A 22,884-nucleotide genomic window follows, 5' to 3' on the forward strand; every position below is an offset into this window, starting at 1 on the left:
CCCGGTCGCTCGTCGTGACCGGGTCAGCCCGTCCGGGCCGGATCAGCCCGGATAGGTGACGGCCGTGATGTCCTCGGCGATCGGGTCGCCCCAGCCCGTGGTGCGCTCCTGGTACAGGTCGCCGCCGCGGGTGAGGGCCAGTGCTCCGGCGTCGGTGACGCCGGCGGTCAGGGTCCTCACGTCGGCCAGCTCCTGGACGGTCTCGGTGCTCCCGCTGTCGTCCGACAGGCCGCCCACGCCGGTCTCGTACATCGCGGTGGTGCCCTCGTCGTCGCGCGTGAGCAGCAGGAGCGACGTCTCGCCGGACCACTGGGCGGACACCACGTCCGTGACGGAGGTGCCGACCTCCAGCGGCGTGGTGAGCTGGTCGGGCTCCCCGTTCTCGCCGCGCACCACGGCGGCGACGTGCACCGACGTGGTACCCGCCCGGCGGCTCACGACCGCGACCCGGGCCCCGTCCGGGGCGACACGGACCCCGATCACCTGCCTGCCGCTCAGCCACTCCGGGCTCCGGTCGTGCCGGGTGCCCGACTCGTGGGCCACGAGCAGTTCCCCGTCGTCCTTCGACGGGTCGAAATCGTCGTCGCCCGGGTCGTCGCTGGACCAGATGAAGCCGTGGCGATCCACGGACGGCGCCACGAGAGCGGTTCCCGCCAGGAGCTCCTGCTGGCCCGTGGCGTTGCCGACGTCGGCGACCCGCAGGATCCGGGTCCTGCCGTCGCGCACGACCACGGGAGCGGCCCCGGGTCCGAGGGCGATGGCCGTCGGGTCGAGATCCTCCAGATGGACGGAGCGCTCGAAGTCCGCCAGCCGGTCGTCGGACACCGTGAACAGTTCCCCGCCCGACAACGCGATGGCGGCGCCCGGCGTGGACGGGAGGTCCGGCTCGTCGATCGCGGGCTCGTTCAGCCGGGCGTCGCCGGCGTACAGCGCGATCTCGGGGCGCACCTCGCCGTCGGAGAGGGTGACCTCGAGCTGCGCGAAGAGCAGCCCCCGCGCGGATTCCTCCAGGTCCGCGACCTCGGTGCCGAGGCGTACCTCCACGGCGCCCTCGCTGTCGTCGGTGACGGCCGGGACGGCGAGCTGCGTCCCGACCGGAGCCGCCGTACCGACGGCGTCCTGGAGCCAGGCGGGTGGGCCGCTCAGGACCTCGGCGACCGCACTGGTGCGCCAGGCGCTGCGCGGGAACCAGCGTTGGTCGGGTACCCACTCCCGCAGGTCGCGGGTCGGGAAGTACAGGCGTGTCGCCTTGAACTGGTTGGCGAACTGACGCTGGGGGACGAAGATGCCGTCCTCGAGCTCGTCGATGCGCCACTGCTCGTCGTCGCCGCGGGTGAGCGAGAAGCTCGTCGTGAACGGGGCCACCACCGACGCCTCCGTGTACATGCCGTGCGCGTCGACGCGGGCGACGGCGTCCACGGAGACGGAGACGTCGGCCGCGTCGAGGCCGTCGGCCCGGACGGTGATGTCGGGGGCGCCGGAGTAGACCACGACGTTCTCCGTCGGGGCCCACGTCTCCTGCACGTCGTTCGTCAGGTACAGCCGGGCCGTGTCGTACTGCTCGTACTGGGTCGTCGCGGTGGAGCCCGAGCCGCCGGCGAGCAGGAACGAGCGCACGAGTCCCGCGGGATCGGCGTCCTCGGCGGGCTCCGGGGGGATGAAGCCGATGGCGTCCTCGTCGCCGGGATCGGCCTGACGGGACATGACCGGTCCCGACGACGGCACCGACGCGCACCCGGCCACCGGCACCAGGAGGGCGAGTACCGCCGCCAGCCCGGCGGTGACGTGCATGGCGCGCATCAGCGGACCTCCAGGTCGGGAATGGTGGTCGGGGACGGTCCCGCGGGCGGATGCACGACCGGGATCTGGTCGGTCGTCACCTGCGGCTCGTGCGAGTCCGGTACGAGCGGGAGCGGCGACGAGTCGAGCCGGATGCCGGCCCGCCGCGGCAGGGTGAGCCGGAAGCTCGCGCCGCGCCCCGGCCTTCCCCAGACCTCGAGGCGGCCGGCGTGCAGGCGCGCGTCCTCCTGGGCGATCGCGAGTCCGAGCCCGCTGCCGCCCGTGGTGCGGGCGCGAGCCGGGTCGGCCCGCCAGAAGCGGTCGAAGACGTGCTCGACCTGCGGCTTGGTCATCCCGACCCCGAAGTCGCGCACGACGACGGCGACCGCGTTGGCGTCCTGGCCGACCGTGATCTCCACCGGGCGGGCCTCGGAGTGCTCGATCGCGTTCACGACGAGATTGCGCACGATGCGCTCGATGCGCCGGGGATCGATGTCGGCCACCGCGTCGCCGTCGGGCAACTGGACGGACACGGGCGTGTCCTTGTTCTCCGCGAGCGGGCGCGCCATCTGCACCACCGACATCACGACGTCGCCCAGGTCGCGCCGTTCGGCGTCGAGCACCGCGGCACCGGCGTCGAAGCGGCTGATCTCCAGGAGATCGGCGAGCAGCCCCTCGAAGCGTTCGACCTGATCGGTCAGCAGCTCCGCGGAGCGGCTCGCGTCCGCGCTGAGCTGGTCCCGCGCGCCATGGATGACATCGCCGGCCATGCGGATCGTCGTCAGCGGGGTGCGCAGCTCGTGCGACACGTCCGAGACGAACCGCCGTTGCGCCGCCGACAACTCCTCCATCTGCTGGATCTGCTGCTGGAGGCTGTCGGCCATCGCGTTGAACGACCGGGACAGCGTCGCCATCTCGTCGATGCCCGTGACGCCGGGCAGCCGCTCGTCCAGATGGCCGTCCGCGAGGCGCTCGGCCACGCCCGCGGCCCGCGTGACGGGAGCCACCGTCTGACGGCTGACGAGGGCCGTGATGAGCCCGATGAGCAGCAGAACGAACGCCGCCCCGATGCCGAGCACCCGGTGCACGAACGACAACGTCTCCTGCTCGGCCTGCAGGGAGTACAGGTAGTAGATCTCGTACGTGCCGAACCGCGGCACCTGCAGTGACGTGCCGACGACGACACCGGGCGCGACGTCGTCCTGCGCCGGGTCCCGCACCTCGGTGAACTGCATGACCTGCTCGCCGGTGGTGCCGCCCCGTTCCCGCAGCTCCGCGTTGGCGCGGCGCAGGTCCGCGGTGAGCAGGGCGTTCTGCTGGATGCCCATGCTGTCCGGGATGATCACATCGCTGACCTGCGGCTGGGTGTCGAGAGGGTGCACGACGAACACCGCCTCGACGTTCGACGCGCTGCTCATGATCCGTGCCGCCACGGAGCTCATGAGCTGCTGCGCCTGCTGCTCGTCCGCGACGGCCGCACTCCGGAACTGCTGGTTCGCGTCGGCGGTCAGGGCGGCGCTCTCGTTCACGATCGACTCGAGCCGCCGCTCCACCATGCCGTCACGGACCGACGTCGAAAGGTACAGCCCCAGCGCGGCGACCGCCACGACGCCGATGGCCAGTGCCGAAGCCATGATGCGCAGCCGGAGGGAGGAGCGGAAGGCGTGCACCGCCCGGCGTACCAGGCGGACCACGGCGATGCGCGCGCGGATCAGGGCGCGGCGCGGCCAGGACGTGACCCCGGGCATTATTGCGGGGTACCCGCCTTGTAGCCGACGCCGCGCACCGTCAGGACGATCTCCGGGTTCTCCGGGTCGCGCTCGATCTTCGAACGCAGGCGCTGGACGTGGACGTTCACGAGGCGCGTGTCCGCGCTGTGCCGATAGCCCCACACCCGTTCGAGCAGGACCTCGCGCGTGAAGACCTGCCAGGGCTTGCGCGCGAGTTCGACCAGCAGGTCGAACTCGAGCGGCGTCAGGGCGATCTTCTTCCCGTCCCGGGTGACGGTGTGGCCGGTGACGTCGATGTCGATGTCGCCCACCTGGAGCCGCTCGGGGCCGGGGTCCTCGGTACGGCGCAGGCGCGCCTTGACCCGTGCCACGAGTTCCTTGGGCTTGAACGGCTTGGAGATGTAGTCGTCGGCCCCCGACTCGAGGCCGAGGACGACGTCGACCGTGTCGGACTTCGCGGTGAGCATGATGATCGGCACGCCGGACTCGGCACGGACCTCGCGGCAGACCTGCACGCCGTCCTTGCCGGGAAGCATGACGTCGAGCAGGATCAGGTCGGGCTGGTGCATGCGAGCGGCCGTCACGGCCTCGTCACCGTCGGTGCAGAAGATCGGTTCGAGCCCCTCGCCCCGGAGCACGATGCCGATCATCTCTGCCAGGGCGGTGTCGTCATCCACGACCAGGACGCGGGATTTCATGACGTCCAGTGTGCCAGGTCCACCCGGGTGCCACGGGTGAATCGGCGCGGCGGGGCGCGTACGCGGTGCGGGCCGGGTGGTGACACCGGCCCGCACCGCGTCGACGCACGGGCGCCCGAGCTAGCCGACGCAGGCGTCGTCCAGCTGGATCACGCCGAACGACCACCCCTGGCGCTTGTAGAGGACGGACGGGCGTGCGGTCTCCTTGTCGATGAACAGGTAGAAGTCGTGGCCCACCATCTCCATCTCGTAGACGGCGTCGTCGAGGGTCATGGGCTCGGCGTGGTGCAGCTTCTGCCGGATGACGACGGGCGAGTCGCCCATCGTCGTCTCCACGGAGTCGCCCGGCTCGGCGAGCGCCGCGGGTGCCGAGACCTGCGGCTCGGGACGGTCGCGGGGCGTGAGGATGTCGTCGTCGAGGGGGCGGGTTGTCGTCGTGTGGGAGTTCGGCCGGTGGTTCCGGTGGTGCTTGCGCCGGTCGCGTGCGCGGCGCAGTCGTTCGTTGAGCTTGTCGATCGCGAGGTCGAGCGCGCCGAAACGGTCGTCCGCCGCGGCCTCCGCCCTGATCACGGGCCCCTTCGCCCGGACCGTGAGCTCCACCCGCTCGCGCTGCTCGGCCATCCGCGGGTTGTTCTCGTGCGTGACCTCCACGTCCACCCGCCTGGCCGTGGGGGAGAGGAGCTCGACCTTGGAGAGCTTGTCCTCCACCTGCTGACGGAACTTGTCCGCCACCACCGTGTGCCTGCCGACGACGACGATCTCCATGTTGCTGTCTCCGCTTCGGGTCGAGGGCGCGTTGCGCGCCCGGATTCCGCCTTGTGTGGGGCACCTGTCGCGGTGCCGGGATGGATCACCCCCCGTCGCGGTGTCGAGGAGCCGCTGAGCCCCTCGGGAAACTCAGGCTAACCCCGCACCGGGAGTTTGCGACAGCCCCAATAAGAGGTAAACAACGCGACATGAGCTGACTGGACGTCAGCATGTCGTCGCACGTCCGGGGCCGTCGCTCGGTGACGGAGTCGCTGCCAGCACAATTGCTCCGAGCACGTCGGCGCCGGCCGATTCCAGGGCCTGTTCGCTCGCAGCGAGAGTCGCCCCGGACGTGACGACGTCGTCGACCAGCATGCAGACACATCCATCCAGCCGACGGACCGCGCGCACCGCCGAGGCGAGGTTTCGTCCGCGTGCCCGGGCTCCGAGCCCGACCTGGTCGCGGGTGGCGCGCCGACGCAGGACGGGCGCCGACCGGGCCGGCGCACCGCCGTCGACCAGGCCCCGGGCGACGGCTGCGGCGAGCGCGCGGACGGGGTCCCGGGCCCGCCGTCTCCGCGCCGGTCCTGCCGTGGGCACGGGGACGACGGCGAGCACGGCCTCCGCCGGACCGCCACGAGACCCCGCGGGGCCGGCGAAGCTCCGCCGTCCGGCCCGTGAGGCACCGCCCGCGCGGGCGGCCGAGTCGTCCGGTGGGAAGAGGAAGGGGCCACCGGCGCCGAGTGCGGGCAACGACCAGGACGCGACATCGCGGGCGGCGCGGCGCAGCGCTCCGGTGAGCAGGAGGTCGAGGTCCGCGCGGCCGCGGTCCTTCCAGTGGACGACGACGTCCCGCACGGGGCCGGTGTACGCCGTCAGCGCCCAGACGGGAAGCGGCGGGACGCCGTCGAGACGATCGAGGCGCCCGGCTCCGTGCTCCGTCCGGACCGGTGGCCCGGCGAACCGTTCCGCGCATCGCCCGCACCAGCGCACGTCGGGCTCGCCGCACGGACAGGCGACCGGCAGCAGCAGCCTGGTGAGGTCGACGAACGGTTGCGGCACGGGAGACGACGGCGACGTCGTGACGTCCTGGGGCACGGGGCCGGTTCGATGCACGCGATCAGCCTGCCGGGCCGGGCGGTCAGGTGCCGGTTGTCCACAGGGTGAAACGGTGGGCCGGGTGCCGCGCCGGCCGCCGCACGGCCCTACTGCGGTTCGGCGCTGCGGCCTGCCTCGCTCCGGCCCGCCTCACGCCGTCCGGGCGTACCGTCGGGCTCGCGTCGTGCCTCGGCCTGGGCGTCCCGCAGCTCCTCGGCGGCGTCGTAGCCGAGCGCCGCCTCGACCGCGTGGTCCGCGAGCGCGAGCCCTGCCGTGCCGTAGAGGTGGAACACCGCGTCGGCGCCGTGTCGTCCCAGCTCGGCGACGTCGTCGTCGTACCTGGCGACGGCGGCGACGGTGCCGCTGAACTCGCCCGCGCGCAGCTGTCCGAGGGCGATGAGGTTGGCTTGGTGGAACGGCATCGCGAGGATCGCCAGGCGGACGTTGCCGGTGCTGCGGACACGTCCCCAGAACTCGATGTCGGTGGCGTCGGCCTGGACGACGGCGTACCCGTCGGCTCGTAGCGCGGCGACGCGTTCGGGGTCGTGCTCGACGCCGATGACGTTCATGCCGTAGTCGTCGGCGAGCTGACGGAACGCTCCGCGACCGATGCGTCCCATGCCCAGCACGAGCGCCTCGGCGCCGGAGACGTCGATGAGGCGCTCCTCGCGGTGCAGCCAGTCGTTCGGCTTGGAGGGGAACCGGCTGGCGAGCGCGATGGCGATCTCGTTGCCCCGGGTGTTGAGCGCCGACGCGAGAACGAAGCTGAGGGCGACGGCGACGGCGAGGACGACGACCCAGTCCTCGGCGAGGAGGCCGGCTTCCGCGCCGACGGCCACGACGATAAGGCCGAACTCGGAGTAGTTCGTCAGGACGAGGCCGGTCAGGATCGCGGTGCGCTTGCGCAGGTGCATGAGGCGCAGCAGGAGGGCGGTGACGAGGCCCTGCAGCGGGAGCATGAGGAGTACCAGGAGGCCGACGACGATCGTCTGGCCGCTGGGCTCGCCCGCGAAACCGATGGACACGAAGAAACCGACGAGCAGCAGCTCCTTCAGGGTGAACAGGTTGCGGCTGAGCTCCGTGCTGTTCGCGTGCCCGGCCAGCAGCACCCCCATGACCAGGGCGCCGAGGTCGCCCTTGAGTCCGACGAGGTCGAACAGCGCGTAGCCCGGGCCGAGTGCGACGGCGATCCCGAACAGCGCCTGCAGTTCGCCGTGGCCCATGTGCGACCAGGCCTTGCGCAACAGCCACGCGGCCGGGACGAGCAGGACGAGGGCGAGTGCCCAGGGGCTCGGGGGCTCCTCCTCGGTCACCGAGACGAACACGACGGCGATGAGGTCCTGCATGATCAGTACGCCGATGGCGATCCGCCCGTAGAGGGCGCGCTGGTCGGAGCGTCCGTCCAGCACCTTCACGACGAAGACGGTCGAGGAGAACGACAGGGCGAGGCCGATGAGCGCGAGGGTGCCGAAGTCCTTGCCGGCCAGGAGCGACAGGCCGATGCTGCCGAGCGCTCCGAGGAATCCGATGGCGATGGCGACGCTGACGAGCAGATGCGCGAAGGTCGTGAGCCAGACCTCCTTGCGCAGCAGCGAGCGCAGGTCCAGCTTGAGCCCGATGCCGAACAGCAGGAGCGTCACGCCGAGCTCCGCGACGGTCTCCAGGTAGCCGGGTTCGGAGAATCCTGCCGCGTGCAGCACGAACCCGGCCACGAGGAAGCCCACGAGCGGCGGGAGGCGGAGCAGGTGTGCACCCAGGCCCAACGCGGTCGTGACGAGCAGGAACGTTGCCGCGGTCACCATGGGGTGATCGTAAGCGGGAAACGTTTCGTGGCGTTGTCGCCCTGATGTCGCCGTAGGGGACCGCGCGCCGGTTCTCCCCTGAGCGAACCATGCGGCGTAACCGATTCGCGCCTGACAACGTTGTGTTCGAACATCCAGCCTTACGGCCTACGATGGGCCTTGCCCACTGGTGGGCAGTATCACACCGACCGATCCGGGAGAACCCGCGTGCCCTCGATTCTCGAGAAGGTCCTTCGCTTCGGCGAGGGCCGGACGCTCAAGAAGCTGCACTCCATCGCGGAGCAGGTGAACCGGCTCGAACCGAGCTTCGAGGAGCTGAGCGACGCCGAGCTGCGGGAGGAGACGGAGCGCTTCAAGGAGCGTCTCGCCGCGGGGACCCCGCGCGAGGAGATCCGGGCCGAGGCGTTCGCGGCCGTGCGCGAGGCCGCCCGGCGCACCCTGGGGCAGCGCCACTTCGACGTGCAGATCATGGGCGGCGCCGCGCTCGATCTCGGCAACATCGCCGAGATGCGCACCGGTGAGGGCAAGACCCTGGTCGCCACCACGGCCGCGTACTTCAACGCCCTGGAGGGCAAGGGCGTCCACGTCGTCACCACGAACGACTACCTCGCCAAGTACCAGGGCGAGCTCATGGGCCGTGTCTACCGATTCCTCGGCATGTCGACCGGCATCATCGTGTCGGGCCAGACGCCCGCGGAGCGCCGCGAGCAGTACGCGGCGGACATCACGTACGGCACCAACAACGAGTTCGGCTTCGACTTCCTGCGCGACAACATGGCGTGGTCGCCCGGTGACCTGGTGCAGCGCGGTCATCACTTCGCGATCGTCGACGAGGTGGACTCGATCCTCATCGACGAGGCGCGGACCCCGCTGATCATCTCCGGTCCCGGCTCCGGCGACGCCAACCGCTGGTACGTCGAGTTCGCCAAGGTCGTGCGCCGGCTCGTACCCGGCCAGGACTACGAGGTCGACGAGAAGAAGCGCACGGTCGGCGTCCTGGAGCCCGGTATCGCCAAGATCGAGGACTACCTCGGCATCGACAACCTCTACGAGTCGCTCAACACCCCGCTGATCGGCTTCCTCAACAACGCCATCAAGGCCAAGGAGCTGTTCAAGCGCGACAAGGACTACGTCGTGCTGAACGGCGAGGTCATGATCGTCGACGAGCACACCGGCCGAATCCTCGCCGGGCGCCGCTACAACGAGGGCATGCACCAGGCGATCGAGGCCAAGGAAGGCGTCGAGATCAAGGCCGAGAACCAGACGCTCGCCACGATCACGCTGCAGAACTACTTCCGCCGCTACGACAAGCTCGCGGGCATGACCGGTACGGCCGAGACCGAGGCCGCGGAGTTCCAGGGCACCTACAAGATCGGCGTCGTCCCGATCCCCACCAACAAGCCCCCGCAGCGCATCGACGAGCCCGACCTCGTGTACAAGAACGAGGAGGGCAAGTTCAACGCCGTCGTCGCGGACATCGTCGAGCGGCACGCGGTCGGCCAGCCGGTGCTGGTCGGCACCACCAGTGTCGAGAAGTCGGAGCTGCTGTCCGGTCTGCTGAAGAAGGCCGGAGTACCCCACAGCGTCCTGAACGCGAAGGAACACGAGCGCGAGGCGTCGATCATCGCGATGGCGGGCCGCAAGGGCGCGGTCACCGTGGCGACGAACATGGCCGGGCGCGGTACCGACATCATGCTCGGTGGCAACGCCGAGCACATCGCGGTCGCGGCGCTCGCGGAGAAGGGCCTGGACCCGGCGGAGACCCCGGACGAGTACGAGGCGGCATGGCCCCAGGCCCTGGAGCAGGCCCAGCAGGCCGTGGCGGCCGAGCACGACGAGGTGACGCAGCTGGGCGGCCTGTACGTGCTGGGCACGGAACGTCACGAGTCGCGGCGTATCGACAACCAGCTCCGCGGTCGCTCCGGCCGTCAGGGCGACCCGGGCGAGTCGCGGTTCTACCTGTCCATGCAGGACGACCTCATGCGGCTGTTCAACTCCGGCCTGGCCGAGGCGATGATGCACCGCGCGGGCTTCCCGGACGACATGCCGCTCGAGTCCAAGATGGTCACCCGCGGCATCCAGTCCGCGCAGGCGCAGGTCGAGTCGCGCAACTTCGAGATCCGCAAGAACGTGCTCAAGTACGACGACGTCCTGTCCCGGCAGCGCGACATCATCTACGCCGAGCGGCGCAAGGTGCTGGACGGCGAGGACCTGCACGAGCAGGTGCAGCACTTCATCACGGACATCGTCACCCAGTACGTCACGGCGGCCACCGCCGAGGGCGCACCCGAGGAGTGGGACCTCGACGGCCTGTGGACGGCGCTGCGCAACGTCTACCCGGTGTCGATCACGGTCGATGACGTGGTCTCCGAGGCGGGCGGGCCGGGCAGCGTCAGTCGTGAGCTGCTGCTCGAGGAGATCCTCTCGGACGCGCGGGTCGCCTACGCCGCACGCGAGGAGGAGCTGGGCTCCGCCGCGATGCGGGAGCTGGAGCGCAGGGTCGTGCTGTCGGTGACCGACCGCAACTGGCGCGAGCACCTGTACGAGATGGACTACCTCAAGGAGGGCATCGGTCTGCGCGCCATGGCGCAGCGCGACCCCTTGGTGGAGTACCAGCGCGAGGGGTTCCAGCTCTTCGAGGCGATGAAGGACGCGATCCGGGAGCAGTCCGTCGGCTTCCTGTTCAACCTCGAGGTGACCGTGCAGCAGGCTGACGGCGGCCAGCAGGAAGCCGCCGTCGCCGGCGCGGTGGCGGGCGCCGTCGCCGACGGCGTTCCGGCGGCGGCCCCCGGCCAGGGTGCGACCGACGCCGCGGGAGTTCCCGGGGCGAGCGGCATGACGAGCGTCATGACACCCGTGGGCCGGGACGAGAAGGTTCCGCCGCGCGGCGGCCGCCTCGGCACCGGTCAGCCGGAGCCGACGGAGACGCAGCCGATGCCCGTGCTGCAGGCTCGTGGACTGGAAGCTCCCCGCCGCACCCCGTTGACGTACAGTGCGCCCAGTGACGACGGCAGCGGTTCCGCCTTCGTCCAGGGACCGGGGACCCGCCGCGGACGCCGTGCCGCCACCGGCACGCCCGAGCCGGCGTCGTCCGGCCCGGAGGACACGCGGACCTTCCCGGGCACGCCGCGCAACGCGCAGTGCCCCTGTGGTTCGGGGAAGAAGTACAAGGCCTGTCACGGCCTGAACGACGCTTGAGGAGACGCGAGTACCGATGACCGAACCCCGACCGTTGCGCGTCGCCCTGCTCGGTTGCGGAGTCGTCGGCACCCAGGTCGCGAAGACGCTCCTGTACGACCAGGAGGACCTCTCGGCACGCGTCGGGGCGCCGCTGGAGATCGCCGGCATCGCCGTGCGCACCGTCGACGCGCCGCGTGACATCGCGATCCCGCGCGACCTGTTCACGGAGGATGCCGAGGCGCTCGTCGACCAGGCCGACGTCGTGGTCGAGCTGATGGGCGGGCTGGAGCCCGCGCGGTCCCTGCTGCTGCGGGCCATCGAGAGTGGTTCCGCCGTCGTCACCGCGAACAAGGCCCTCTTGGCCGACGACGGCCCGTCGCTCTACGAGGCGGCCGACGCCGCGGGCGTCGACATCCACGGCGAGGCCGCCGTGGCGGGCGCGATCCCGATCGTCCGCCCGCTGCGGGAGTCGCTCGCCGGTGACGACATCACCCGCGTGCTCGGCATCGTCAACGGCACCACGAACTACGTGCTGGACCAGATGTCGACGCACGGCCTCGAACTGGACGTCGCCGTGAAACAGGCACAGGAGCTCGGGTACGCCGAGGCCGATCCCACCGCCGACGTCGAGGGACACGACGCCGCGGCGAAGGCGGCCATCCTCGCCAGCCTGGCGTTCCACACCCGGGTGCGGATGAAGGACGTCGCGTGCGAAGGCATCTCCGGCGTCACGGCCGAGGACGTGGAGTGGGCCGACCGCACCGGCTACTGCGTGAAGCTCCTCGCGATCGCGGAGCGCACCTCCGAGGGCGTCTCCGCGCGCGTGCACCCGGCGCTGGTCCCGAAGGACCACCCCCTGGCGAACGTCCGCGGGGCGTTCAACGCGGTGTTCGTCGAGGCGGACGCGGCCGGTCCGCTGATGTTCTACGGCCAGGGGGCGGGCGGGCGTCCGACGTCGTCGGCCGTGCTGGGCGACATCGTCTCCGCCGGCCGGCACCGTGTGCTCGGCGGCAAGGGGCCGCAGGAGTCCACCTATGCCGCCCTGCCGGTGCTGCCGCAGGACGCCGCCGTCACCCGCTACCAGGTTCGCCTCGAGGTGGCCGACCGTCCCGGCGGTCTTGCCGAGGTGGCCGGCGTGCTGGGCGACCACGGCGTCTCGATCGAGACGGTGAGCCAGACGGCAGCCACCAGCGGCAGCGCCACACTCGTCCTCACGACGCACTCCGCGCGCGAGGCCTCCCTGGCGGCCACGGTCGCCGCGGTGGACGGGCTCGAGTCCGTCCGCCGGATCATGTCGGTCCTGCGAGTCGAGGGATGAAGATGACCGTCGCTGCCCCCATCGCCCATCAGTGGCGTGGTGTGATCCACGAGTACGCCGACCGCCTCCCGGAGCACCTCACGACCCATGTCGTCACGCTCGGCGAGGGCGGCACTCCGCTGATCCCGGCCCCGGCGATCGGTGACCGCGTGGGCGCCGAGGTGTACGTCAAGTTCGAGGGCATGAACCCGACCGGCTCGTTCAAGGACCGCGGGATGACGACGGCGATCTCGGCCGCGGCCGCCCGGGGGGCGAAGGCGGTGGTGTGCGCCTCCACCGGCAACACCTCCGCATCGGCCGCGGCGTACGCCACGCGGGCCGGGATGGCCTGCGCGGTACTCGTACCGGACGGCAAGATCGCCATGGGGAAGCTCAGCCAGGCCATCGCGCACGGAGCCCAGCTGCTGCAGGTGGACGGAAACTTCGACGACTGCCTGGTCGCGGCACGGAAACTGGCCGAGGCCTACCCGGTCGAGCTGGTGAACTCGGTGAACCCCGACCGCATCGAGGGGCAGAAGACCGCCGCGTTCGAGGTGGTCGACGCCTTGGGCGACGCACCGGACATCCACGTCCTGCCGGTCGGGAACGCGGGCAACATCACGGCCTACTGGAAGGGCTACACCGAGTACGCGGACCCGTCCGCGGGCCCGGTGGCGGCGTCCCGCACCCCGGCGATGTGGGGGTTCCAGGCGGCCGGCGCCGCGCCGATCGTCAAGGGTCACCCGGTGGACCAGCCGGAAACGGTGGCCACCGCGATCCGCATCGGCAACCCGGCCTCCTGGCAGCAGGCCGTCGAGGCGCGGGACACGTCCGGCGGCGTCATCGAAGCCGTGTCCGACGAGGAGATCCTCGCCGCCCACCGGATCCTGTCCGCCGAGGTCGGCGTCTTCGTGGAGCCCGCGTCCGCCGCGGGAGTCGCGGGGGTGCTGGCGCGCGCGGGACGTGGCCTCGTGCCCGCCGGCGCGCGCATCGTGATCACCGTGACGGGTCACGGGCTCAAGGATCCCGGCTGGGCGCTCCGCACGCCCGACGGGGGCGACGTCACCCCGACCAAGGTGGGCGCGGATGTCGTCACCATCGCCACGGCCCTCGGGCTCGACTGAGCAAGCGACGGACCGGGGTTCCCCGCTCCGGCACCACCGGCGCGGGAGCGACGGACCGGAATGATCCAGAAGGTAGACCAGATGCAGCTCGGTGCCGACCACGTGGTGGTCCGGGTGCCCGCGACGAGCGCCAACCTCGGCCCGGGGTACGACGCCCTGGGACTCGCTCTCGCCGTCCACGACGAGGTCGAGGTACGTCTCGTGGCCGCCGACGAGGTGGTCGTCGACGTGGAGGGCGAGGGGGCCGGTGAGGTGCCCCTCGGTGAGGAGCACCTCGTGGTGCGCGCCCTGCGCCGGACACTCGACCTCGCGGGGGCCACGCCGACCGGGATCCACATGACGTGCCGGAACGTGATCCCGCACGGGCGGGGGATGGGATCGTCCTCGGCGGCGGTGGTCGCGGGCATCGTGGCGGCCCGTGCTCTGCTGGCCGACCCTCGTGCGATCGACGCCGCGACGGTCCTGCGGCTCGCCACGGAGTTCGAGGGCCACCCCGACAACGCCGCACCGGCCATCGCCGGGGGCGCGACGGTCGCGTGGACCGGTGACGACGGGCCGCGAGCCGTGGACCTGGAGGTCGACCCGGCGATCGAGGCGACCGTGATCGTGCCCGAGGCCCGCCTGGAGACCTCGCGGGCCCGGGCCGCGCTGCCCGACCGGGTGGCCCATGCGGACGCCGCGTTCACGGTGGGCCGCGCGGCACTGCTCGTCGAGGCCCTGGCACGGCGGCCGGAGCTGCTCCTGGAGGCCACCGAGGACAGGCTGCACCAGTCCTACCGGGGAGAGGTGCTGGGGGAGTCGAGCGAACTGCTGCGTTCGCTGCGCGCTGAAGGGATCGCGGCGACGATCTCGGGCGCGGGTCCGTCGGTGCTGGTACTCGCCGCCGGCCGGGATGTCGTGCGCAGGGACGCCGTTCTCGCCGCAGTCGTCGACGAGACCGCGGGCTGGCGTGTGCTCCGGCCCGGGATCGACACCGCCGGCGCCAGGGCGCGGAGACTTTCCGGTCACCCGGATGCGTTATCGTCCGTGCCGGCGACTCGGGAAAAAAGGGCCTGAGTTCCCAGATACCAAGCCTTGACGAGGTGGTAGGATGCAGTGAGCCTTTCGGGATTGAAAGCGGCATCATGTGAGTCATCACGCCGCGAACCCGTGAGCAAGGCCGAACCACCACCGCCCACACTGTGTTCGTGTGCGCGAGCTCGTTCGGCCGCCGCATCTCAGGCCGACAACTGCCCCCGTCAGCCGACGTCGTACCACTGATGCGAGGTTTTCAGCGCCCGTTCTCAGGTGGGCGCACCGCCGATGCGGCCTCCCAGAAGAGCAGGCCGCAGTTCCGAGGGGGAAGGGTCCTTCGTGACAGACACCACCGATAACGCCAAGCCGGCAAGTGGCTCACTGAGCACCATGCGCCTGGCAGAGCTTCAGTCGCTCGCCTCCGAGCTCGGCGTCAAGGGCATCTCGAAGATGCGCAAGAGCGATCTCGTCGAGGCCATCCGAACCACCACCGGTGAGCCCGTCTCCGGCGGCGGCGCAACGTCGCGCCGTCGACCCGCGCAGAAGAAGGCGAGCGCACCGCAGTCGGCCGAGCCCACGGCTCCTGCCGCGGCCGCGGCGGGAGGGTCCGTGGCGACCGCCGTCGCTCCCGCGACGGCGGGTGCGACCCCCGACACCGACTCCGCGCCGTCCGGCGACGATCGTGCCGCTCGCCTCGCCGAGCTCGCCGAGGCCGTCGCGCAGCCGCGCTCGCGGCGCGCGGGGCGTGAGCAGAGCGCACCCGCCGAGGACGGCCAGCCGAACGGCGACGCCGGCAGCCGCCAGGGCCAGAACCGCCAGCCCAAGCAGGACCGCACCGGCTCCACCGGACGCGAGGGCGGTGCCCGGGACGGTGGCGGCCGCGGAGAGGCACGTCGTGACACCCGCCAGCGGGACACCGGCCCGCGCAACGACGGTCCGCGCGCGGACGGCAACCGGGACGACGAGCGCGGCTCCCGCCGGCGCCGGGGCCGTGACCGCGGCCGTGACCGCAAGCGCCGCGGCCGCGGCCAGGGTCCGGACATGGACCTCGAGAGCGTCGAGGTCAACGAGACCGACGTGCTGCTGCCCGTGGCCGGCATCCTCGACATCCTGGACAACTACGCGTTCGTCCGGACGTCGGGCTACCTGGCGGGCCCCAACGACGTGTACGTGTCGCTCAACCAGGTGAAGAAGTCCGGCCTGCGCCGCGGAGACGCGATCACCGGTGCCGTGCGCCAGCCCCGTGAGGGCGAGGAGCCGCCGTCGGGCAAGAACGCGCGGAACAAGTTCAACGCGCTGGTCCGGCTCGACACCGTCAACGGCATGACGCCGGACGAGGCGAAGGGCCGACCCGAGTTCGGCAACCTCACGCCGCTGTACCCGCAGGAGCGACTGCGCCTGGAGAACCCCGAGGCGACGAAGCTCACGCCGCGCGTGATCGACATCGTCGCCCCGATCGGCAAGGGCCAGCGCGGCCTCATCGTGGCCCCGCCGAAGGCCGGCAAGACGCTGATGATGCAGCAGATCGCCAACTCGATCACCAGCAACAACCCCGAGGTCCACCTCATGGTGGTGCTGGTGGACGAGCGGCCGGAGGAGGTCACCGACTTCTCGCGGTCCGTGCAGGGCGAGGTCATCTCCTCGACGTTCGACCGCCACGCCTCGGACCACACCCTGGTCGCCGAGCTCGCCATCGAGCGGGCCAAGCGGCTCGTGGAGCTGGGCCAGGACGTCGTCGTGCTGCTCGACGGCATCACCCGCCTGAGCCGTGCGTACAACCTGGCGGCCCCGGCCTCGGGACGAATCCTGTCCGGTGGTGTGGACGCCGCCGCGCTCTACCCGCCCAAGAAGTTCTTCGGCGCGGCCCGCAACATCGAGAACGGCGGCTCGCTCACGATCCTCGCCACGGCCCTCGTGGAGACCGGCTCCAAGATGGACGAGGTGATCTTCGAGGAGTTCAAGGGCACCGGGAATATGGAGCTGCGGCTCTCGCGTTCTCTGGCCGAGAAGCGCATCTTCCCGGCGATCGACGTCAACGCGTCGAGCACCCGGCGTGAGGAGATCCTCATGTCGAAGGAAGAGCTCTCGATCGTCTACAAGCTGCGCCGCGTCATGGGTGCACTCGACACGCAGCAGGCCACCGAACTGCTGCTGGGCAAGCTCAAGGAGCACCGGTCCAACGTCGAGTTCCTCATGGAGGTGCAGAAGACGACACCGGGCAAGCTGACCGACGAGCAGCCCGGCGAGACCGTGTAGTCCGCGGTCTGGCACAATAGATCCTCGGTCTGCCGCTTCACGGCCCGCGATCAGCGGGGCGACCCGGCAGCCTCTGACCAAGGAGCATCCCCATGAAGTCCGGTATCCACCCCGAGTACGTCGTCACCGAGGTGACCTGCACCTGCGGGAACACCTTCGTGACCCGCAGCACCGAGACGTCCGGCAAGATCAACGCCGACGTGTGCAGCGCCTGCCACCCGTTCTACACGGGCAAGCAGAAGATCCTCGACACCGGTGGCCGCGTGGCCCGGTTCCAGGCGCGCTACGGCAAGAAGACCGCCAAGTAGCACCTCGCAGCGCCGGCGGACCCGCACCGACAACCTCTCCAGGGGCAGTCGGAGCGCGGGACCGTCGGCGCTGCTGTCTTGTCGACCGCCGGTCCGGCGCTTCTGCCCGCTGCGACGCCGACCGGCGGCACGACTCGTCCGCGCACGAACCGGCCGGCGAGCCGGCGGCCCGCGTGCGGTGCCGACCAGCCCGATCAGCCCGACCCGTCCGACCCAGCCCGACCCGAGGTGACAAGGTGACCGAGCAGTTCTCCGCCGTCGGACCGCTGCTCGAGGAGCACGCCGAGATCGAGCGGGCTCTGGCAGACCCCGCGGTGCACGCGGACCAGGGCCGCGCGCGAAGCCTGGGGCGGAGGTACGCCGAACTCAACCAGGTGGTGTCGGCGCACCGGGCCTTCCAGCGGGCGCGCGAGGACCGTGAGACGGCCGAGGAGCTCGCCGCGCTCGAGGACGGCGGTGACCCGGAGTTCGCCGATGCGCTCCCCGATCTCCGGGCGGCCGAGACGGAGGCCGCCGAGCGGCTGCGCAGGGTCCTGATCCCGCGTGACCCGGACGACGGCCGGGACGCGATCCTCGAGATCAAGGCCGGCGAGGGGGGCGACGAGTCCGCGCTGTTCGCCGGCGACCTCCTGCGCATGTACCTCCGCTTCGCCGAGCGCCGCGGGTGGTCCACCCAGGTGCTCGACGAGAACCGCACCGAACTGGGCGGCTACAAGGACGTGCAGGTGGCGGTCAAGGCGAAGGCCGTCGAGGACCCGTCCGAGGGCGTGTGGGCCAATCTGAAGTACGAGGGCGGCGTGCACCGCGTGCAACGGGTCCCGGTCACCGAGTCGCAGGGGCGTATCCACACGTCCGCCGCGGGCGTGCTGGTGTTCCCGGAGGTGGACGACCCGGGAGAGATCGAGATCGACCAGAACGACCTGCGCATCGACGTGTACCGGTCCTCCGGCCCGGGCGGTCAGTCCGTCAACACCACCGACTCCGCGGTCCGCATCACGCACCTGCCGACCGGCATCGTGGTGTCGATGCAGAACGAGAAGTCGCAGCTGCAGAACCGCGAGGCGGCGATGCGGGTGCTCCGGGCACGACTGCTCGCCGCGCAGCAGGAGGCCGCCGCCGCCGAGGCCGCGGACCTGCGTCGTTCGCAGGTGCGGACGGTGGACCGTTCCGAACGGATCCGGACGTACAACTTCCCGGAGAACCGGATCGCGGACCACCGCACCGGCTACAAGGCCTACAACCTGGACCAGGTTCTCGACGGTGACCTGGAACCGGTGGTCCGCTCGGCGATCGAGGCGGACGAGGCCGCGCGCCTGGCGGAGGCGGGAGAGGCGTGAGCCTGCCGGTACCCGAGGGGGCCGCGTCCACCCGGGCCCACCAGGAGCCGGCGGCCGTTCGCCCCTCCGGAGACGTCGAGACCCGATGAGCACGACCGACCAGCTGATCACCGACGCGGCGCGAGTCCTGTCCGGCAGCGGTGTGGGATCACCGCGCGTCGATGCCGAGCTGCTGCTGGCGTACGTCCTCGGCGTCGACCCCGGCGAGGTCCGGCGCCGCGCGGTACTCGGTGCCCCGGTGGCCGACGACGCGCGGTCACGCTTCCACGACGTCGTCGCGCGGCGTGCGGCGCGTGAGCCGCTGCAGCACCTGACCGGCGTGGCCCACTTCCGGTATCTCACCCTGGCCGTCGGGCCGGGGGTCTTCGTTCCCCGGCCGGAGACCGAGCAGGTCGCCCAGGTGGCGATCGACGAGGCCGCCGGTCTCGCCGTCGCACCGGGCCGGTACGGGCGCGCGGACTCGGCCGGTCCGGGGGCGGAACCGGCCCGCGACGCGGCGGCCCGGGGGCCCGTCGTCGTCGATCTGTGCACCGGGTCCGGGGCGATCGCGCTCGCCGTCGCCACGGAGGTGCCCGGGAGCCGGGTGCACGCCGTCGAGCTGGACGCCCGCGCCCATGCCTGGGCGGTTCGCAACATCGACGCGGTGAGTGCCGCACCGCCCCGGCCGCCCACCGGTGGGACCGGCGGCCTCGTGCGGCTCGTGCGGGGTGACGCGCGCACCGCGCTGCGCGTGCTCGACGGCACGGTCGACGTCGTCGTCTCCAACCCGCCGTACGTCCCGCCCGACGCCGTCCCGCGCGACGTCGAGGTCGCGGAGCACGATCCGGCCGTCGCGCTGTACGGCCTCGGCGCGGACGGTCTGGAGGTGCCCCGCGGGATCGTGGCCGCGGCGGCGCGTCTCCTGCGACCTGGCGGCCTGTTCGTCATGGAGCACGCCGAGGTCCAGTCCGGTGCCGTGCGCGCGATGGTGGACCGGACCGGTGCGTTCGAGTCCGCCACGACACGGGACGACCTCACGGGACGTCCCCGCATGGTGGTGGCCCGGCGGGCTGCCCGGGACGAATCCACCCCCGGGTCGTGAAAGACTGGGACTCGTGACCGTACCTGCACGTCCTGCGCTCGATGCCACGAACCCGCAGACCTGGGGGCCGGCGATCGACGAGGCGGTCAACGCGATATCGCGCGGTGGCCTCGTGGTGCTGCCCACCGACACCGTCTACGGGATCGCGGCCGACGCCTTCGACTCGGAAGCCGTCGCCGCCCTCCTCGCGGCCAAGGGCCGCGGCCGCCAGATGCCGCCGCCGGTGCTGATCGGCGACGCCGCCACGCTCGACGGGCTCGCCACGGACGTGCCCGAGGAAGCCCGCGACCTCGCCGAGGCGTTCTGGCCCGGCGGCTTCACCATCATCCTGCGGGCTCAGCCGTCCCTGCAGTGGGACCTGGGCGAGACCCACGGCACGGTGGCGCTGCGCATGCCGGACCACCCGGTCGCGCTCGCCCTGCTGCGCCGCACGGGACCGCTCGCGGTGTCGAGCGCGAACCTGTCCGGTCGTCCCGCGGCGATCGACGTCGACGAGGCGGTCGAGCAGCTCGGCGACTCCGTCTCGGTCTACCTGGACGGGGGCGCCGCACCCGGCGGGACGGCCTCCACCATCGTCGACGCCACGGGGGAGCGGCTGCGCGTGGTACGGTCCGGGGCCGTCGGGCCGGAGGCGCTGCGCGAGGTGGCGCCCGTGCTGGGCCTGGAGGAAGACGCGTGAGGGTGTACCTGCTGCTGATGCTCGTGGCCGCGGCGGTCACGTTCCTGACGACGCCCGCCGCCCGATGGGTGGCGCTGCGGACCTCGGCCATCTCGGCCGTCCGGGCCCGCGACGTGCACTCGGTGCCGACGCCCCGGGCGGGCGGCCTGGCGATCATGCTCGGGATCGTCGTGGCGGTGCTGCTGGCCTCGCGGATGCCGTTCCTCGAGGGGGTGTTCGCGGACCGTCAGGTCCTCGGCATCGTGGGCGGCGCGCTCATCGTCTGCCTGCTCGGCTGGGCCGACGACGTCTGGGACCTCGACTGGCTGACCAAGCTCGCGGGGCAGGTCCTCGCCGCCGGCTTCATGGCGCTCAACGAGGTCCAGCTCGTCACCATCCCCACGCCCGGCGGGCTGACGATCCCGTCGTCGCGCCTGTCGCTGATCGCCACCGTGCTCATCGTCGTGATCGCCATGAACGCGGTGAACTTCGTGGACGGGCTGGACGGTCTGGCCGCGGGCATCATCGCCATCGGTGGCGCGGCCTTCTTCCTGTACACGTACCGCCTCACGGCCGAGGACACGCCCGAGAACTACGCGTCGCTCGCGGCCATGATGATGGCCGTGCTGGTGGGGGTGTGTGTCGGCTTCCTGCCGCACAACTTCTTCCCGTCGCGGATCTTCATGGGCGACTCCGGATCGATGGTGCTCGGCCTGGTCATGGCCGGGGCGGCGATCACCGTGACCGGCAACATCAAGCCCGACGTCATGACCGGCGTCGCCGCGATCCCCGCACTGTTCCCCCTGCTGCTGCCCGTCGGTGTCCTCATGCTGCCGCTGACCGACATGGCCATGGCCGTCGTACGCCGTCTCGCCGCCGGGAAGTCGCCCATGGCTCCCGACCGGCTGCACCTCCACCACCGGATGCTCGCCCTCGGCCACTCCCACCGGCGTGCCGTGCTGATCCTGTACGTCTGGACGGCGGTGTTCGCATTCGGTGCGGCGGCGCTCGTGGAGTGGAACTGGCGCGTCGTGATGTCGTGCACCGCGGTGGCGGTCCTGATCGCGCTCGTGGTGACGATGGGCCCCCTGCGTCACCGGGGCCGCTTCCTGGACGACGACGCCGCACTGCAGCGAGCGGCGCGGGACCGTTCGCAGCCGCCGGTGCCCGCTGCCGCACCGCAGGCCGACGTCGTGGGCGCGCGAGCCGTCGCGACCGCACAGGTGGTGCCCCCGGGGCACACCGTGAAGAACGAGGAGAGCAATGTCTGAGACCCCTGACGTCCACGAGTCCGAGCGCGCGGTGCTGCGCACGGCCCTGCGCGACGGCGGCCTGCTGGTGGCGGGCCTCGCCGTGGTCGGCTCCGTGGTGGGCTACCTCGCGGCAGGAACGGCAGGCGTGTGGGGCGCGCTCCTGGGTGCCGCGCTGGCCGCCTTCTTCTCCGGCGTGACGGTGTGGTCGATGGCGCAGACCATCGGGAAGCCGCCCGCCACGATGGGCGCCGTGGTGATGGGGAGCTGGCTGGGCAAGATGGTCGTGCTGGTCGTGGTGCTCGTTCTGCTGCGTGGCCAGGACTTCTACGACCGCGTCGTGCTGTTCGTGGTGCTGCTGATCGGTGCGGTGGGCTCGGCCCTGCTCGACTACCGTGCGGTGCGCGGAGGCCGGGTGCCCTACACCGATGCGTGAGGCGACCTGACATCCCATTGCGCAATTCGTCACAAGGGGCCTGCCCACTGCCTTTGAAGGCTCTGAAGGCGGCAAACATACGTTAGGCTACTCGCGAATCCATGACGGCCAGGCCCGACGGCGCGCCCGTTCCGCCAATCGGTGAATGCGTGCCGGGCCTATGACCACCTGGGAGTCCTCCTGTCCACGTTAGCGACGTCCATGATCCTTGCCGCCGCCGAAGGCCACGAGGACGCGGGCGGCTTCCACACGCCGTCGTTGTCGGACTTCTTCCCGTCCGCCATCGCGTTCGGCGACACCATCTTCCAGATCGACCGCATCTGGATCATCCGCGTGGTCGCGACGATCGTCCTGCTGACGGTCTTCATCGTCGCCGCTCGTCGCGCGAAGGTCGTTCCCGGCCGCTTCCAGGCGGCCGTCGAGTACCTGCTCGACTTCGTGCGGGTGCAGATCGTCGAGGAGATCATGGGCAAGGAGCGCGCCAAGCGCTACGTGCCCATGCTCACCACGATCTTCTTCACGATCCTCGCCTTCAACCTCACCGGTGTCATCCCCGGCCTGAACCTCGCGGCCACCTCGCGGATCGGCGTCCCGCTGCTCCTGGCGCTCTGGGTGTTCGTCACCTACTGGTACGCCGGCATCCAGAAGCACGGCCTGGGCGGCTACCTCAAGGCGAACCTCTTCCCGCCCGGGGTGCCGTGGCCGATCTACTTCATCCTGACGCCGATCGAGCTGCTGCAGATCCTCGTCATCCGCCCGGGCTCCCTGATGGTGCGTCTCGTGGCCAACATGGTCGCCGGTCACATCATGCTGGTGCTCTGCTTCGCGGCGACGCAGTTCTTCCTGATCGACTCCGCCGGCACCGGGCTGATGGCCTTCGGTGCGCTGACGCTGCCCGCGGGCATCTTCGTGACGCTGTTCGAGGTGCTGGTCGGCTTCCTGCAGGCGTACATCTTCGCCCTGCTGGCCGCGGTGTACATCAACATGTCGCTCGAGGAGGAGCACTGACGGTCGCCCCGTCCCGAGCAGTTCGTCGAACGACACCCGAAATCTTCAACTGAACCCATGGCGATGGGCGCGCAGTGCGTC

General features: G+C 71.3%; 18 protein-coding genes and 1 pseudogene. 13 read left to right on the forward strand and 6 right to left on the reverse strand.

Annotated elements, in window-relative coordinates; all coding sequences use genetic code 11:
* Positions 1–42: 42 nt before the first annotated feature.
* From J0911_RS03850 to J0911_RS03875, 6 genes are all read right to left on the reverse strand, one after another.
* Positions 43–1,800, reverse strand: coding sequence for an LpqB family beta-propeller domain-containing protein (locus tag J0911_RS03850; protein ID WP_207274149.1), 1,758 nt, complete (start codon positions 1,798–1,800; stop codon positions 43–45).
* A complete protein-coding gene (gene mtrB / locus J0911_RS03855) occupies positions 1,800–3,527 on the reverse strand; it encodes an MtrAB system histidine kinase MtrB (RefSeq protein WP_207274150.1) in 1,728 nt (575 codons plus the stop codon). Before mtrB ends, J0911_RS03850 begins: the two co-directional genes overlap by 1 nt.
* Positions 3,527–4,207: an MtrAB system response regulator MtrA gene (mtrA, locus tag J0911_RS03860; protein WP_207274151.1), complete on the reverse strand. Its 681-nt coding sequence runs from the start codon at positions 4,205–4,207 to the stop codon at positions 3,527–3,529. Before mtrA ends, mtrB begins: the two co-directional genes overlap by 1 nt.
* Positions 4,208–4,327: 120 nt before the next feature.
* On the reverse strand, positions 4,328–4,972 hold the full coding sequence (hpf, locus tag J0911_RS03865) for a ribosome hibernation-promoting factor, HPF/YfiA family (protein ID WP_207274152.1): 645 nt from the start codon (positions 4,970–4,972) through the stop codon (positions 4,328–4,330).
* Positions 4,973–5,179: 207 nt separating this feature from the next.
* The gene (locus J0911_RS03870; protein WP_307864898.1) at positions 5,180–6,070 is read right to left on the reverse strand and encodes a ComF family protein; all 891 of its coding nucleotides are present in this window, start codon (positions 6,068–6,070) and stop codon (positions 5,180–5,182) included.
* A gap of 89 nt (positions 6,071–6,159) precedes the next feature.
* Positions 6,160–7,854 (reverse strand): cation:proton antiporter domain-containing protein, encoded by a 1,695-nt coding sequence (locus J0911_RS03875; protein ID WP_207274153.1) that lies wholly within the window; start codon positions 7,852–7,854, stop codon positions 6,160–6,162.
* Between the two features lie 207 nt (positions 7,855–8,061).
* Between J0911_RS03875 and secA the strand changes: the two are divergent.
* The 13 genes and pseudogenes from secA to atpB all read left to right on the forward strand — a co-directional run.
* Positions 8,062–10,555 (forward strand): annotated as a pseudogene (secA, locus tag J0911_RS03880) (preprotein translocase subunit SecA); the annotation flags it as partial.
* Positions 10,556–10,788: 233 nt separating this feature from the next.
* On the forward strand, positions 10,789–11,052 hold the full coding sequence (locus J0911_RS21335) for an SEC-C metal-binding domain-containing protein (protein ID WP_443677262.1): 264 nt from the start codon (positions 10,789–10,791) through the stop codon (positions 11,050–11,052).
* Positions 11,053–11,068: 16 nt separating this feature from the next.
* Entirely contained in the window at positions 11,069–12,352 is a 1,284-nt protein-coding gene (locus J0911_RS03885; RefSeq protein ID WP_207274155.1) for a homoserine dehydrogenase, read from the forward strand.
* Between the two features lie 20 nt (positions 12,353–12,372).
* Positions 12,373–13,455, forward strand: a complete 1,083-nt coding sequence (gene thrC, locus J0911_RS03890; RefSeq protein WP_207274181.1) for a threonine synthase — start codon at positions 12,373–12,375, stop codon at positions 13,453–13,455.
* An 81-nt stretch (positions 13,456–13,536) separates the two neighbouring features.
* Positions 13,537–14,511 (forward strand): homoserine kinase, encoded by a 975-nt coding sequence (gene thrB / locus J0911_RS03895; protein WP_207274182.1) that lies wholly within the window; start codon positions 13,537–13,539, stop codon positions 14,509–14,511.
* A 297-nt stretch (positions 14,512–14,808) separates the two neighbouring features.
* Positions 14,809–16,725 carry a transcription termination factor Rho gene (gene rho / locus J0911_RS03900; protein ID WP_307864899.1) on the forward strand — a complete coding sequence of 639 codons (1,917 nt, stop codon included), beginning with the start codon at positions 14,809–14,811 and terminating at the stop codon, positions 16,723–16,725.
* 92 nt (positions 16,726–16,817) lie between these two features.
* Positions 16,818–17,033: a 50S ribosomal protein L31 gene (rpmE, locus tag J0911_RS03905; RefSeq protein WP_123813364.1), complete on the forward strand. Its 216-nt coding sequence runs from the start codon at positions 16,818–16,820 to the stop codon at positions 17,031–17,033.
* Positions 17,034–17,269: 236 nt separating this feature from the next.
* Positions 17,270–18,370 carry a peptide chain release factor 1 gene (gene prfA, locus J0911_RS03910; RefSeq protein ID WP_207274156.1) on the forward strand — a complete coding sequence of 367 codons (1,101 nt, stop codon included), beginning with the start codon at positions 17,270–17,272 and terminating at the stop codon, positions 18,368–18,370.
* An 85-nt stretch (positions 18,371–18,455) separates the two neighbouring features.
* Positions 18,456–19,451 carry a peptide chain release factor N(5)-glutamine methyltransferase gene (gene prmC / locus J0911_RS03915; protein ID WP_207274157.1) on the forward strand — a complete coding sequence of 332 codons (996 nt, stop codon included), beginning with the start codon at positions 18,456–18,458 and terminating at the stop codon, positions 19,449–19,451.
* A gap of 13 nt (positions 19,452–19,464) precedes the next feature.
* The gene (locus tag J0911_RS03920; protein ID WP_207274158.1) at positions 19,465–20,130 is read left to right on the forward strand and encodes an L-threonylcarbamoyladenylate synthase; all 666 of its coding nucleotides are present in this window, start codon (positions 19,465–19,467) and stop codon (positions 20,128–20,130) included.
* A complete protein-coding gene (locus tag J0911_RS03925) occupies positions 20,127–21,380 on the forward strand; it encodes an MraY family glycosyltransferase (RefSeq protein WP_207274159.1) in 1,254 nt (417 codons plus the stop codon). The genes J0911_RS03920 and J0911_RS03925 overlap by 4 nt, the downstream gene beginning before the upstream one ends.
* Entirely contained in the window at positions 21,373–21,795 is a 423-nt protein-coding gene (locus J0911_RS03930; protein WP_207274160.1) for a Cg1360 family ATP-synthase-associated protein, read from the forward strand. The genes J0911_RS03925 and J0911_RS03930 overlap by 8 nt, the downstream gene beginning before the upstream one ends.
* Positions 21,796–21,996: 201 nt before the next feature.
* Positions 21,997–22,803 carry a F0F1 ATP synthase subunit A gene (gene atpB, locus J0911_RS03935; RefSeq protein WP_207274161.1) on the forward strand — a complete coding sequence of 269 codons (807 nt, stop codon included), beginning with the start codon at positions 21,997–21,999 and terminating at the stop codon, positions 22,801–22,803.
* Positions 22,804–22,884 lie beyond the last annotated feature (81 nt).

It is taken from the genome of Myceligenerans salitolerans (assembly GCF_017349295.1).
In the GTDB taxonomy this organism is placed as follows: domain Bacteria; phylum Actinomycetota; class Actinomycetes; order Actinomycetales; family Cellulomonadaceae; genus Myceligenerans; species Myceligenerans salitolerans.